Annotated in this window: 11 protein-coding genes and 1 tRNA gene; 6 read left to right on the plus strand and 6 right to left on the minus strand. The window is 49.5% G+C overall.

Going from position 1 to position 13,864, the window contains the following annotated elements:
• Positions 1-9: 9 nt before the first annotated feature.
• Both ACQG1K_RS18515 and ACQG1K_RS18520 read right to left on the minus strand, forming a co-directional pair.
• Positions 10-873, minus strand: a complete 864-nt coding sequence (locus ACQG1K_RS18515) for a fumarylacetoacetate hydrolase family protein (RefSeq protein ID WP_015571851.1) — start codon at positions 871-873, stop codon at positions 10-12.
• 17 nt (positions 874-890) lie between these two features.
• On the minus strand, positions 891-2,252 hold the full coding sequence (locus ACQG1K_RS18520; protein WP_022649371.1) for a 2-hydroxycarboxylate transporter family protein: 1,362 nt from the start codon (positions 2,250-2,252) through the stop codon (positions 891-893).
• Between the two features lie 345 nt (positions 2,253-2,597).
• On the opposite strand from ACQG1K_RS18520, the gene ACQG1K_RS18525 reads away from it, so the two are divergent.
• Positions 2,598-4,235 carry an ATP-binding protein gene (locus ACQG1K_RS18525; RefSeq protein WP_022649372.1) on the plus strand — a complete coding sequence of 546 codons (1,638 nt, stop codon included), beginning with the start codon at positions 2,598-2,600 and terminating at the stop codon, positions 4,233-4,235.
• Entirely contained in the window at positions 4,225-4,917 is a 693-nt protein-coding gene (locus ACQG1K_RS18530; protein ID WP_022649373.1) for a response regulator, read from the plus strand. Before ACQG1K_RS18525 ends, ACQG1K_RS18530 begins: the two co-directional genes overlap by 11 nt.
• A 99-nt stretch (positions 4,918-5,016) precedes the next feature.
• Here ACQG1K_RS18530 and ACQG1K_RS18535 read toward each other — a convergent pair whose 3' ends face one another.
• Entirely contained in the window at positions 5,017-7,152 is a 2,136-nt protein-coding gene (locus ACQG1K_RS18535; RefSeq protein ID WP_022649374.1) for an ornithine decarboxylase, read from the minus strand.
• Between the two features lie 181 nt (positions 7,153-7,333).
• Between ACQG1K_RS18535 and ACQG1K_RS18540 the strand changes: the two genes are divergently transcribed.
• Both ACQG1K_RS18540 and ACQG1K_RS18545 read left to right on the plus strand, forming a co-directional pair.
• Entirely contained in the window at positions 7,334-8,047 is a 714-nt protein-coding gene (locus ACQG1K_RS18540) for a DUF554 domain-containing protein (protein ID WP_003862452.1), read from the plus strand.
• Positions 8,048-8,142: 95 nt separating this feature from the next.
• A tRNA-Phe gene (locus tag ACQG1K_RS18545) sits at positions 8,143-8,218 on the plus strand.
• Between the two features lie 43 nt (positions 8,219-8,261).
• On the opposite strand, the gene ACQG1K_RS18550 is transcribed toward ACQG1K_RS18545, so the two are convergent.
• Complete coding sequence (locus ACQG1K_RS18550; protein WP_022649375.1) at positions 8,262-8,714, minus strand: hypothetical protein; 453 nt, start codon at positions 8,712-8,714, stop codon at positions 8,262-8,264.
• 514 nt (positions 8,715-9,228) lie between these two features.
• Here ACQG1K_RS18550 and ACQG1K_RS18555 point away from each other — a divergent pair.
• On the plus strand, positions 9,229-11,139 hold the full coding sequence (locus ACQG1K_RS18555) for a hypothetical protein (protein WP_022649376.1): 1,911 nt from the start codon (positions 9,229-9,231) through the stop codon (positions 11,137-11,139).
• Positions 11,136-12,884, plus strand: a complete 1,749-nt coding sequence (locus ACQG1K_RS18560) for a hypothetical protein (RefSeq protein WP_367076211.1) — start codon at positions 11,136-11,138, stop codon at positions 12,882-12,884. The genes ACQG1K_RS18555 and ACQG1K_RS18560 overlap by 4 nt, the downstream gene beginning before the upstream one ends.
• Before the next feature lie 98 nt (positions 12,885-12,982).
• Here the strand turns inward: ACQG1K_RS18560 and ACQG1K_RS18565 are convergent, their stop codons facing one another.
• Positions 12,983-13,474, minus strand: a complete 492-nt coding sequence (locus ACQG1K_RS18565) for a GNAT family N-acetyltransferase (RefSeq protein ID WP_063850055.1) — start codon at positions 13,472-13,474, stop codon at positions 12,983-12,985.
• Complete coding sequence (locus ACQG1K_RS18570; protein ID WP_022649379.1) at positions 13,471-13,764, minus strand: DUF1778 domain-containing protein; 294 nt, start codon at positions 13,762-13,764, stop codon at positions 13,471-13,473. The genes ACQG1K_RS18565 and ACQG1K_RS18570 overlap by 4 nt, the downstream gene beginning before the upstream one ends.
• Between the last annotated feature and the right edge of the window lie 100 nt (positions 13,765-13,864).

Here is a 13,864-nt window from a genome sequence, read left to right on the forward strand (position 1 = left end):
CCGCCTTACTCAGTGCGCTGCCGCGAGCCCGACGGCTGGCGCTTCCACGATCACGTTGCTCAGATGACCGATATGTTCGATCTCCACCTCAATGCGATCCCCCTCCTTCATAAACAGTGGCGGGTTGCGCTTTTTACCCACCCCGCCAGGCGAGCCGGTGATGATCACGTCGCCCGGGCTGAGACGGGTGAAGGTGCTGATGTACTCGATCAGCTCCGCCACCTTGTGGATCATGCTGCTGGTGTTGTCCTCCTGCACCATGCGGCCGTTCAGCCAGGTGCGGATCGCCAGGCTGTGCGGGTCCGGGATCTCATCCGCCGTCGCCATCCACGGGCCGAACGCCCCGGTCTGCCGCCAGTTTTTCCCGGCGGTGAACCAGGTGTGCTGCCAGTCGCGGGCGGAGCCGTCCATGTAGCAGCTGTAGCCCGCCACGTGGCGCAGGGCGTCGTCGCGGCTGATGTTCTCCCCGCCTTTGCCGATGATCACCGCCAGCTCGCCTTCGTAGTCGAACTCGCTGGAGTGGCGCGGCTTCAGCACCGGTTCGTTGTGGCCGGTCTGTGAATCCGGGAAGCGGACAAACAGGGTCGGGGCCGGGTTATGCTGATCAAACTCCTTGCGCTTGTCGGCATAGTTCATGCCCACGCAGAGAATTTTTTCCGGCTGGACAATCACCGGTAAGAAGGTGATGGCGTTCAGCGGTACATCCACCGCGTCGTTCAGAAAACGGGTGGCCTGCGCCAGCCCGTTCCCTTGCAACAGCGCTTTAAGGTCGCCATAGCGGTCGCCCAGGCGGCGGCCTAAATCAATCACGCCCTCGGCCTGAACGATGCCGTAGCTGCGTTTACCCTGGTATAAAAAGCTTGCGAGTTTCATTGTTCTTTCCTGAAAACTTAAACGAGGAAGTTGCCCAGAATCAGCAGTGAGACAGAGACGTTAATCGCCCCGCCGATACGGGTAGCAATCTGGGCGAATGGCATCAGGCTCATGCGGTTGCCTGCGGTCAGGATCGCCACGTCACCAGTACCGCCCTGCCCGCTCTGACAGCAGGAGACGATGGCGACATCAATCGGGTGCATACCAATCTTTTTGCCAACGAAGAAGCCGGTTGCCACCAGCGCGGAAACGGTGCTGATAATCACCAGCAGGTTGCTGACGGTGAACGCCGCCACCAGTTCATGCCATGGGGTAATCGCCACGCCAACGGCGAAGAGAATCGGGTAGGTCACGGAGGTCTGGAAGAATTTGTACACCACCTGAGAACCCTCCAGCAGACGCGGAGAGGCGCCATTACAGAGCTTCACCAGCACCGCCATAAACAACATGCCCACCGGCGCTGGCAAACCAATCAGCTTGTGACCGAGCATGCCCAGCATGTACAGCAGCACCGCCAGCAGCGCGCCGGAGGCGATGGTGGTCACATCCGCTTTGCCGGAGAACGCGGGTTGAGAGACGGTGGCATCGGCGTTGGCGCGGTTAGGCATCAGCTGGCCTTCACCGGTCAGGTGCGGGTAGCGTTTCCCGAGCTGGTTGAGGCAACCGGAGATGATGATCGCCGTCAGGCCGCCGAGCATTACCATCGGCAGCACGCGGCCGAGCGCCACGCCCTGATCCATGTGCAGCAGGGTGGCATAGCCGATAGAGAGCGGGATCGCCCCTTCCCCGACGCCGCCCGCCATGATCGGCAGAATGATAAAGAAGAAGATCTGGAACGGCTCGAGGCCCAGCGCCAGTCCAACGCCCATGCCGACAATCATGCCGACGATTTCACCGCACAGCATCGGGAAGAAGATGCGCAGGAAGCCCTGGATCAGCACGGTGCGGTTCATGCTCATGATGCTGCCGACGATAATGCAGCAGATATAGAGGTAGAGAATATTGGTGGATTTATAGAATTTGGTCGTGGACTCGACCACCACGTCCGGCAGCAGGCCGTAATAGACCAACGCGGAAGGGATAAAGGTGGCGCAAATTGCCGCCGCGCCGAGCTTGCCGACAATCGGCAGGCGTTTGCCGAACTCACCGCAGGCAAAGCCGAAGAAGGCCAGCGTGGCCACCATGACCACGATGTCGCTCGGCAGTTTTCCGCCCAGGCAATCTATCGCAATCAGCGCGCCCGCCAGAACGAACAGTGGCAGAGGAATAATGCCGATTTTCCAGGTATCCATAATATGCCACCAGCGCTCTTTGAGCGATGGCCGCTGAATATCAATCGGGTCGTGGGTAACAGAGAATGAATCGTCAGTTGTGCTCATAATAAGCCCCTTAGTTATTTTGTGCGTCCAGCTTAGAGTCACAAAGGCTTACTTTATGTGAGGAATGGCATATTAAAAGCGAAGTTTTAATGGCCGCTATGGTTTTAATGGTTTCTTTTATTTAATGTGATTTATGCCTTATTTATTACCGTGGTTTTTATGGTTTCTTTTCTTAACTGAACAAAGAAATAACATTTATTCATTTAGCCTTAAGAGGATAAGACTTTCGGAAAAATCTTTTACAGGCTGCGCTGTGCAAGGGATCACAAGTTTTCGGCAAAGCGGGCATCCTGGCCTTAAAAGATGATATATTCAGCCGACCTGTTGATATCTCGCGTGATAGTTATGAAAGTATCGTTTCAGATCAAGCTGTTTATTTCGCTGGTCGCCTTTTTCTCAGTGCTGTTCGCATTACTGGGCGGATATTATTATGTCGATGTCGGCAGGCAGCTTTATCAGGAAATGAGCGCGCGCGCAAAAATACAGGCCGAAGAAATTGCGCTTATTCCTTCTCTGCGAAAAGAAGTCGAACAAAAGGATATCCAGGGCATCCATGACTTTATGCAGAAAATAGCCGCCCGCAGCGACGCCAGTTTTATTGTGATTGGTGACAATAAAGGGCTGCATCTTTTCCATTCCGTGTTTGCCGACCGGGTAGGCAAAACGCTGGTTGGCGGAGACAACGACGAGGTATTACACGGCAAAAGCACCATCACCATCCGCAAGGGCGGGTTAGGCATTTCGCTGCGCAGCAAAGCGCCCATTTTTAATGATGCCGGGCAGGTGGTAGGGATTGTTTCGGTAGGCTATCTCACAAGCTATCTGGACACCATCACCGTCAGCAAGGTGGTTAATATCCTGATTGCCGCCGTGCTGCTGCTTATCGCCCTGTTTATTTTCTCCTGGTTCTTCACCCGCAGCATCAAGAAGCAGATATTCTCTCTGGAGCCGCGCGAAATCGGCCTGCTGGTGCGTCAGCAAAAGGCGATGATGGAATCCATTTATGAAGGGGTGATTGCCATCGACGACGATCTCCGCATTGAGGTGATTAACCAGGCGGCGCGTAAATTATTAGGCTTACGCCAGCCCGCCCGCGAACTGCGGGGTCAACTCATCAGCCAGGTGATCGCGCCCGTCCCGTTCTTTAACGCGCAAACCATGCTTGCGAAAGACACCCACGATGAGATCTGTCGCTTTAACGATCTCACGGTCATTGCCAGCCGGGTGCGGATCATGCTGGAAGATGCGTTGCAGGGCTGGGTGATTACCTTTCGCGATCGCAACGAGATCGACTCGCTCAGCGCCCAGCTCAGCCAGGTGAAGCGCTATGTTGATAACCTGCGCATCATGCGCCATGAACAGCTGAACCGCATGACCACGCTGTCCGGCCTGCTGCATATGGGCCGTTATGACGAGGCAATTCGCTATATACAGGCGCAGTCGGAACACGCTCAGGAGCTGCTGGACTTTATCTCGTCCCGCTTTAGCTCCCCGACGCTGTGCGGTTTGCTGCTTGGAAAGGCCGCCCGCGCGCGTGAAAAAGGCGTTGAGCTGAGCTTCGATCCAGCCTGCCGGGTGGACAAACCCTTCCTGCCGCTGCTCGAATCGGAACTAGTCTCGATCATCGGGAACTTGCTGGATAACGCCATCGAAGCGACCCAGCGCGCCCCGCTCCCGCATGCCCCGGTAGACGTGCTAATAAAGTTGAACGAGCAGGAACTGATTATTGAAGTCGCCGACCAGGGCGTCGGCATCACACCGGAGATCCGCGACCGGATCTTTGAGCGCGGCATCACTACCAAAACGCGCGGCGATCACGGTATTGGCCTGTATCTGATTGAAAGCTACGTCACGCAGGCTGGCGGTGCAATTGAAGTTGCCGATAACACCCCACGCGGTGCCATTTTCTCACTGTTTATTCCCGCCACGGGAACGGTCCGGCACCCCGTACAGGAACTGGAAGATACCGACTATGCAACATGAACTTATCGACGTACTGATTGTTGAAGACGAGAACGAACTGGCGCAACTGCACGCGGAGCTTATCGGTAAACATCCGCGCCTGAGGCTGGTGGGGATTGCCGCGTCACTGGCCGACGCGCAGGTACAACTGGAGAGCAAACAGCCGAAGCTGATGCTGCTGGATAACTATCTGCCGGACGGCAAAGGCATCACCCTTATCAGCAACCCGATGCTCACCCGCGCCAACTGCTCGGTGATTTTCATCACCGCCGCCAGCGATATGGACACCTGTAGCCAGGCCATTCGTAACGGCGCGTTCGACTACATCCTCAAGCCGGTTTCCTGGAAGCGCCTGAGCCAGTCGCTGGAACGTTTTGTGCAGTTTGCCGAACAGCAGCGCGTCTGGAAGATTGTCGACCAGCAGAACGTGGATTCACTCTATCAGCTACAGGCGAAAAATTATCGACTGGACAACGGCAGCAAAGGGATAGAGGAGAACACGCTGGCGCGGGTGCAAACGCTGTTTAACAACAAGGCGGCGCACTGCTTTACGGTGGATGAGGTGGTGAGCGAGACGGGCCTGAGTAAAACCACCACCCGGCGCTATCTGGAACACTGCGTGGAGGTGGGTTTTCTGACGGTGGAGATGCTGTACGGGAAGATTGGGCATCCGAGAAGGATGTACCGGCGTAGTGCGACTTAACTCCCCTCACCCCGGCCCTCTCCCCAAAGGGGCGAGGGTGAAAAGACGGCTCCGTGCAATCCCCTCTCCCCTTTGGGGAGAGGGTTAGGGTGAGGGGCCCTACTTTAACACGTACCCATACAGTCGCTTGATCCCGTCGGCATCCTTCTCGCTGTAAACGCCCTGCAACTCTGGCGAGAAACCCGGCAGCATATTAATGCCCTCTTCCAGCGCCAGGAAGTAGCGCTGTACTGCTCCACCCCAGACTTCCCCCGGTACCACGCACAGCACGCCCGGCGGGTATGGCAGCGCACCTTCGGCGGCAATGCGTCCTTCGGCGTCACGAATACGCACCAGTTCGACGTTCCCGCGAATGTACTCCTGGTTGGCATCCTGCGGGTTCATCACCACGGCAGGCAGGCTCTCCTGGCGGAACATCGCCTTCTGTAAATCCTTCACGTTAAAGCTGACGTAGAGATCGTGCATCTCCTGGCACAGCTGACGGATCGTATAGTCGCGGTAACGCACCGGGTATTTCTGATAGATGGTCGGCAGCACATCCACGAGCGGCGTATCGTCTTCAATATGCTGTTCAAACTGCCCCAGCATCGCCACCAGCTGCATTAGCTTCTCCGCGCTCTCGGCTGGCGTCAGCAGGAACAGGATGGAGTTGAGATCGCACTTCTCCGGCACAATGCCGTTTTCGCGCAGGTAGTGGGCGAGAATGGTCGCCGGAATGCCGAAATCGGTATAGTGCCCTGTTTCAGCATCAATGCCCGGCGTGGTCAGCAGCAGCTTGCACGGATCGACGAAATACTGCTCGCGGGCATAGCCTTCAAAACCGTGCCATTTTGCACCCGGTTCAAAACTAAAGAAGCGACGCTCGCTGGCGATAGCCTGCGTGGGGTGATCCTGCCATGGCCGCCCCGCCACCACCGGTGGGATAAAGGGTTTGATCATATTGCAGTTGGCGATGATGGCCTTGCGCGCTTCAATGCCCAGCTCGACGCATTCAGCCCACAACCTGCGTCCGCTCTCACCCTCGTGGATCTTGGCGTTCACGTCCAGCGCCGCAAACAGCGGGTAAAACGGGCTGGTGGAGGCATGCAGCATGAACGCATTGTTCAGCCGCTTGTGCGGGCAGAAGCGCGACTGACCGCGAATATGGTTATCCTTTTTATGGATCTGTGAGGTTTGCGAGAACCCGGCCTGCTGTTTGTGGACCGACTGGGTCACGAAAATTCCCGGATCGTTCTCGTTCAGTTCCAGCAGAAGCGGAGACGTTTCCGCCATCATCGGGATAAATTGCTCGTAGCCGACCCAGGCGGAGTCAAAGAGGATGTAGTCGCAAAGGTGACCGATCTTGTCGATCACCTGACGGGCATTGTAGATCGTGCCGTCGTAGGTGCCGAGCTGAATGATCGCCAGACGGAACGGGCGCGCCTCGGCGGCTTTCTGCGGCGCGACGTCACGGATCAGTTCCCGCAGCCAGGCCTCATCAAAGCAGTGTTCATCGATCCCGCCGATAAAACCAAACGGATTACGGGCTGCCTCAAGATAGACAGGCGTTGCCCCGGCCTGGATCAGCGCCCCATGATGGTTGGACTTATGGTTGTTACGATCGAACAGCACCAGATCGCCACGGGTCAGCAGCGCATTGGTCACCACTTTATTGGCCGCCGACGTGCCGTTCAGCACGAAGTAGGTTTTATCCGCGTTGAACACTTTCGCCGCGAACTTTTGCGCGTGCTTGGCAGAACCTTCGTGGATCAGCAAATCACCGAGCTTCACGTCGGCATTGCACATATCGGCACGAAACACGTTTTCACCGAAGAAGTCGTAAAACTGCCGCCCGGCGGGATGTTTTTTGAAAAAGGCGCCGTGCTGGTGACCCGGACAGGCAAAGGTGCTGTTTCCCATCGCCACATACTGGCTCAGGGTGTCAAAAAAGGGTGGCAGCAGGTTCTCTTCATACCGGCAGGCGGCAGATTCCAGTTCCAGCAATTCCTGTGCTTTACCCGAGATGATCGCCGTGACACCCTCTGGCACCTCTCCTGGCTCTGTTGAGAACATAAATACCGGTAGCTGAAAGCCCGTACGCTTCAGCAACGCAAGAATGCCGCTGTAGCTTTCAACAACCGTAATGACGACTGCCGCCACATCGGTGAAATCGGTGTTATCCAGCATAACCTTTTCGCGATGCGTAGAAACTTTGGATACCAGCTCACGGCTGACGGCAATTTTCATGGTTTTCATAAGCGCAAATACCCTCACCGAACGGTGAGACAGGAAGGAGAAAATTCGCGCAATCATGTCACCTTTTATTTTCAGGTGCAAGAAGGAATCAGTATGCGTTACGCCTCCCAAAGCTAAGCATAATCAGGGACGGACGTGCCATAATCATGCAATGCCAATGCTTAAATAACAGGAGTTAGACGTGGTGATTGGACCCTTTATCAATGCGGGAGCCGTATTGCTGGGCGGTGTACTTGGGGCAGTATTAAGTCAGCGCCTACCGGAGCGTATTCGCGTCTCTATGCCCTCCATTTTTGGCCTGGCGTCGTTAGGGATTGGTATCCTTTTAGTGGTGAAATGCGCCAACCTGCCGGTGATGGTACTGGCGACACTGCTCGGCGCGCTGATCGGCGAGTTTTGCTATCTGGAAAAAGGCATTAATCACGCGGTAGGCAAAGCCAAAAATCTGATTGCCCGACCGGGCAAGGCAAAGCACGGCACGCACGAGTCGTTTATTCAGAACTACGTTGCGATCATTATTCTGTTCTGCGCCAGCGGCACGGGGATATTCGGTTCGATGCAGGAAGGGATGACCGGCGATCCCAGCATACTGATTGCGAAAGCGTTTCTGGATTTCTTTACTGCCACCATCTTTGCCACCACCCTCGGCATCGCCGTGGCGGCGATTTGTGTACCGATGCTGCTTATACAGCTGGCGCTGGCCACCTGCGCCACGCTGATCCTGCCGCTGACGACGCCTGCGATGATGGCGGACTTTACCGCCGTCGGCGGCCTGCTGCTGCTGGCGACAGGGCTGCGCATCTGTGGCATTAAGATGTTTGCAGTGGTGAACATGCTCCCTGCCCTGCTGCTCGCGATGCCGCTTTCCGCGCTCTGGACGCACTTTTTCGCTTAAGTTTGCGACGAAATGGTGAGAGAGTGTGCAGTCTGCACCGAAAACAACAAATTTCGTTGACGCCGGAAGGAGGATCGGGTTTAATGCGCCCCGTTGCCCGGATAGCTCAGTCGGTAGAGCAGGGGATTGAAAATCCCCGTGTCCTTGGTTCGATTCCGAGTCCGGGCACCACTATTTAAAGAACCCGCCCAAAAGGCGGGTTTTTGCTTTTGGGCTAGTCTAACAGCTCAATGCTTCCTTCTTTTGTTCTTAGCCAACGCGGCGCTTTTAACGTTTCGGCGTAATATCCCACCAGTTCATACAGTAAATCACTGATGACTCTTTCGGCTTCCACCGTCAGAGACCCACTCACTATCAATTGTGTCAGTACCTGGCAGTAATGCCCCACCTGGTCCGCTTCCACTTCAAAAGCAGGTACATGCAATGGTATTTCATCCACCGTCAGGCTCTCTTTTAAAAACTCCGGCACAGGTTCCATCAACGTCGGTTGTAATAAGGCCAGACAGGCACAAAGCCGCCCGCACAACGCCATTTTCTGCACAGGATCATGGCACTCCACCAGCGCTTCACTAAAACGCTCGCAGTTGTCCGCGAGTTCCGTGAAGTCGGTTTTGTGATTGAAGGAAACGGTAAATAAAGGGTGAATCGATGTTGGGATAGTAGCCATAGTGGCATCCTCCTGTAACGTTTATATTTCCGTCACTGGAGAGGTCAATCTCACGGGTGGCGGAACCGAGCAGGGTTGACCTTACCGGCGTTACAGGAAACCGGCGCGCCTTACGACGCCCCCGCCCGGCCCGCCATTGAGGTATAGCCGTGCGTACGACATAAAAAAGACGCTGGCGCGTCATATGTCGCCTGTAACAATTTTCAGGAGGTCAAGCCCGACACCTGATTTTGCAGGTGCGGGTAAAAGATACTGTAATTAGCCAATAGCAGCAAGCGAGGTTATGGAAGATAGCTCGTAGAAAATAAAAAAACAGCTGGTGAAGCAAGTTCTCTATGTATCAGCCCGTTCATTAAACCAAGTCTCTCCTCTTCCACTGCATACAAAACATAACTATGCTTACGGTAAAAAACACGGACATTGATTTGATGAGGGTGGTCAAGCCCATTTTTCTGGTATAAAGCATAGAGTTAAACTTTACAGGCATAATCCTGCCTTTATTGGAGGTATGATAATGAAGGATAATCTTGTTCAAGATATTGCTTATAAACTCTTTTTGTCAAACTCAGATGAAATGGAGTATGAACTCACTGAACAGGAGCTCTCATTTCTAAACGTAGAGAAATCTGAAGGCTACTGTCTAAAGGACGGTAAATTAATCTTTTCATCTTATGAAGACAGAGATCATTATGTTGCCCATCATTATTTCTCAGAAATAGACAGTGATTGCATTGATGCAGAGAAAATCATACTTCAGACTGCTTTTTGCATATGGGGTAAGACTTTGCGTGATGATCGTTCAACCGCAGGTATATTTCTCAGTTTATATGAAGATAAAATCAATATTTGGCATATGCTGCTCGCATCTGAACGTAACCAATATGAAGTTACGTCTCTGTCCGATCAATTTGTAAAACATTCTAAACATCTAGATATAAATACTTTGTTTAATTTTTTCTCCACCATTCACAATAAATACAATCAATATCCTGGAGTATTTACATTGTTAGGAGAACGACTAGCCAATAACCCTCAAGAATGTTATAAGATAATTAATAAATTTCATTCAGATATAAAAAAAGAAACTCTTCACCTCTATAATATTGCCTTATTTTCACTAAGAAAAGAAAACTATACATCAGCTATTGATATTTTGCTCGCTGACATAGAAGAAAATGATGTTATCTTGTCTCCTCAAGCCTTGTGGATACTTGGCAGATATGTTGAGGTGAATAATATAGAATATCGTAACAATGAAATAAAATTAATCATCCAAGAAAAAATCGCTTCTCCGGTTACAGATATTTCCAATGCTGCTATACAAGCAATCGTAAATACGGTAGATAAAATACCTGAATTTTGTGAAGTCATCCTTAATTTGCTCAAGGATAAAAATATAAAAGCAATAGCGTTGCTTTGCCAAAAAATAGCAACAGCTAAAAAGTTACAATCTCATGCTGACTTTCCTGACTGGATAAATATCATCTGTATTAACTCAGGAGATGATATCGAACTCAGAGGGTTAATACTCCATATTTTATCATCACTCACTGAAGATGAAACCAAACATCATTTATTGATTAACTGCCTCTTTGTAATGATAAAGAATGCTTCTATAGTAAGAAAATCTCAGGAATTAGAGAGTTTTTTATATCATGCTACAAAATCCACTGAGTTAATGAATGAGATTTTCACATTGGCACTTATAGATGACACTCCAGAAATCTCTGAGTTTTCACAATTACTATCCACATATTTAATGGTTAATGATAGTAGTAATTCATTAAGTTATAGCCTTCCCATTATTAATAATTTCACTGAAAGAGATTTCATTTTTTTGGTGCGTAGAACTTTGGGTTATATTACTAATGAGAAACATTTAATGTCTTCCATACTTTCATTACTGAATATTGATAACGCAAATAAAAGAACCGATAAAATTGTAATATCTGTCATATCAAATGAAATAGCCATTGATTATCCAAACTATGTTATTGATGTAATACGAGAATGCAAAAATAAAATCAGGAACAAAAGAAATCGCTTATTAAAAATATATGACGAAATACTTGTTCGTACGGAAGACTATCTTAACTCTCTAAAAATATATCCAAGAGTAAAAGAATTCGAACCACCTTCAGCATATGTACTGTCCTTTCAAAAAGAACGGAATAAAGTTATGACCAAAAACCAAGAGGCTATAAATGAAGATTCGCTTGTATTTAAAATAGCTACCCGCATACAACTAAAAGCAGGAATAGGCTCTTTTTATTACAATGATAACTTTGGTACTGGCTATAGTGAACCATCATATCTGTACCCATTTTCGAGTAGCTATTCTCTTCCGCGAAGGTACGTCATGGACAATGTTGGGTATGAATTACGCTTGGCAATGTTCAAGACAGCAAAAAAGGATACAATATGAAAGTACTAATTTCTCAATATATTCGAACATTGAAAGAGAGAAATGAACTCGACAGGCTATTGCCTAATTTATTATTATCAATGAGTATCGTCCCTTTATTTACTACACAAACGGGAACAAGACAATATGGTGTCGATATTGCTGCAATAGGTAAAGATCCTGATGATGGGGAAAAAAAACTATTTATATTTGTAATTAAGCAAAAAGATCTTGGTAGATCTGAATGGGATTCCGGGCCACAGTCCATACGACAAAGTTTAAATGAAGTTTTTGATGTTTACCTTAGAAATCATTTACAACCAAAACACGAAAAACTGCCCAAGAAAATAATTTTATCCACCAGTGGTGATATGAAAGAAGAGATAAATCAAAATTGGGCCGGATATCTTGATGATCATAAACCCCATGAGTTTGATTTCTGGGGAGCAGATAAGCTTTCCACTTTTATCGAAAAATACATGTTAAACGAGCATATATTTAACGATATTGACAGAACCGATTTAAGAAAGTCGCTATCATTGATTAGTGAAAATGATTATTCACGGATTGATTATCATCGGTTACTACTAAGAATCCTGATGCTTGATGATGAGGGGAGAAAAACTAAAGAGATCAATAAAGTAGAACTGGAGAAGTCAATCCGCACCTGCTATCTCGCGGCTAATATATTAGCTTACTGGGCAATACAGGATGGCAACACTAAGCAAGCTTTGTTTGTATCTGAACGATGTCTACTATGGGTATGGCACCGCATCAATCTTGAAAAAGATCCAGAAAAATACTTCCCTGCGTTTGAAGTTATATGGCAAAGTTACATTAACATTTCAGCTGAATATTTTTCCAAAGTTCAACCATATTTCCATGGAAAATATATTCTTTCTTCATATTCAACTGAAAGTTCACTGGTCAACATAACTGTATTTGAACAAATTGGTATACTTGCAACTCTCGGATTAAATAATTTTTTCCTCGCCCATAGGAAAGATAATAATGGTGGTGCGCTTCAGATTCATAATGCCGATATCGTTGCCGATAGCTTGTGTGCGTTAATTATAAACAATCCCGCATCTGGTTCGCCACGTCTTGATGAGAATGCCATTGAAATTGCTCTTGGATTAATATTTCTTTCGCTGATGGGGAGAAAGGATGCTGTCGAAAAATGGCTTAGAGAACTAATTTGGAGGTTGGACTACGTACTCAGGATTGGACGAGAACATCCGATATCAACAGATTCTATTGACGATCTTATTAGCATGGAATGCAATAGCGATGATGCATATTTAAAAGAAAAAACAACAAACATGTCCTGGATTATCCCCACTTTAATGGGATGGTGTGTGATACTGGAAAAAGAAGAAGGATATTCCGCATTATTAACTGGAATAAAAGATTCATATAAAAATATATGCTCCCAGCTATGGCACCCAACGAATGACCTTTATAGACACCTTTACTTTCATCCAGCTCAATCCTTCACTGGTGAGACCGAGGCACCAATAGCTTTTCCGGATAATATGAATGATTACAAGAAGAGAATGGATGAACTACGTAAAAACAAAAGATATAATATTTTTAAAGAGTCAAGTGCGACACAGGCAGGTTTAATTATACTCGATTTTATTGCCTGCAGACATTTTAGAACTCCTGTACCCGCTGTACTTTGGTATGGCATGCAAAAAAAAAACAGAGTGATAAATTACGTTTTTCGGTTTTATATCATGCTTCACCAATGGGCGTTATCTTAAAGCCCATTGGTCCCTTTTGAAGTACCTTTTGATTCATGGTGTTGCCTGCACGAACTGGAAGTGCTCTTCATTCAATACGAAAGAGTTCTATATCTCTGCTAAATACTCGCCACCAAATCCCCCAACGTCACCATCAATATCATCGGATCCATCGGCGATGGCTCAAACCCCACCCGCAGATAAAATTCCCGCGCTTCATCCGACAGGGCATGAACCAGCATTCCGCGGATGCCGATGCTCTCCGCCACCTGGATCACCCGCAGCCCGGCGTCGCGTACCAGCGCCCGACCAACGCCCTGCCCATGAAGAGACTGATCTACCGCCAGGCGTCCCAGCACTACAACAGGGATGGGATCGGGCATATTGCGACGAAAGCGGCCGGGTGCCGTATTCGTTGTGACCGCGCTGGACGCCAGCGCGTAATAAGCCAGTACGTTAGAATCTCCGCCACAACAGACAAATGTACGCGATGCACCACTGGCCTGATTTTTCATCGCCCGCTGCTTAAGCCAGTTATCCATCGAATCTACCCCACAGCAAAATGGAGTAAGAATATGCCCGGCTCGAAGGGGCACTGGGGCAGAGATCATTTTTCCTGCTCCCACGGCGCAAGGGTCTGCATAGTTTTACGCAGTGCGGCATTAGGTGCTGGAGCCTGATCCAGACGGGTCAGAAATTCCTGATAAGCCTCTGGATCGGCCATTATGATGCGTTGTTCGATCAGTGCCTCTTCCGCAGCTGCGCGGGCTGCTTCCAGCACAAAGTCAGTACGGTTTTTCCCTCTCGCTTTCGCTGCCCGATCGATAAGATCCCGCTCGGCAGGCCTGATGCGCAGGTTAAGGGTTTCGCGTTTCACCGCCATAGTGTTTGCAGCTGGCATGGTGTTGTCCTCCTCTGTTCAATGGATATTAAGTATACAACACGCGTAACGCAGATGTCATTACAACGCTTTAAAAGGCACCGAACCGAAAGGACTTCAA

This window comes from Enterobacter cloacae complex sp. 402C9 (genome assembly GCF_050030745.1).
GTDB lineage: Bacteria > Pseudomonadota > Gammaproteobacteria > Enterobacterales > Enterobacteriaceae > Enterobacter > Enterobacter intestinihominis.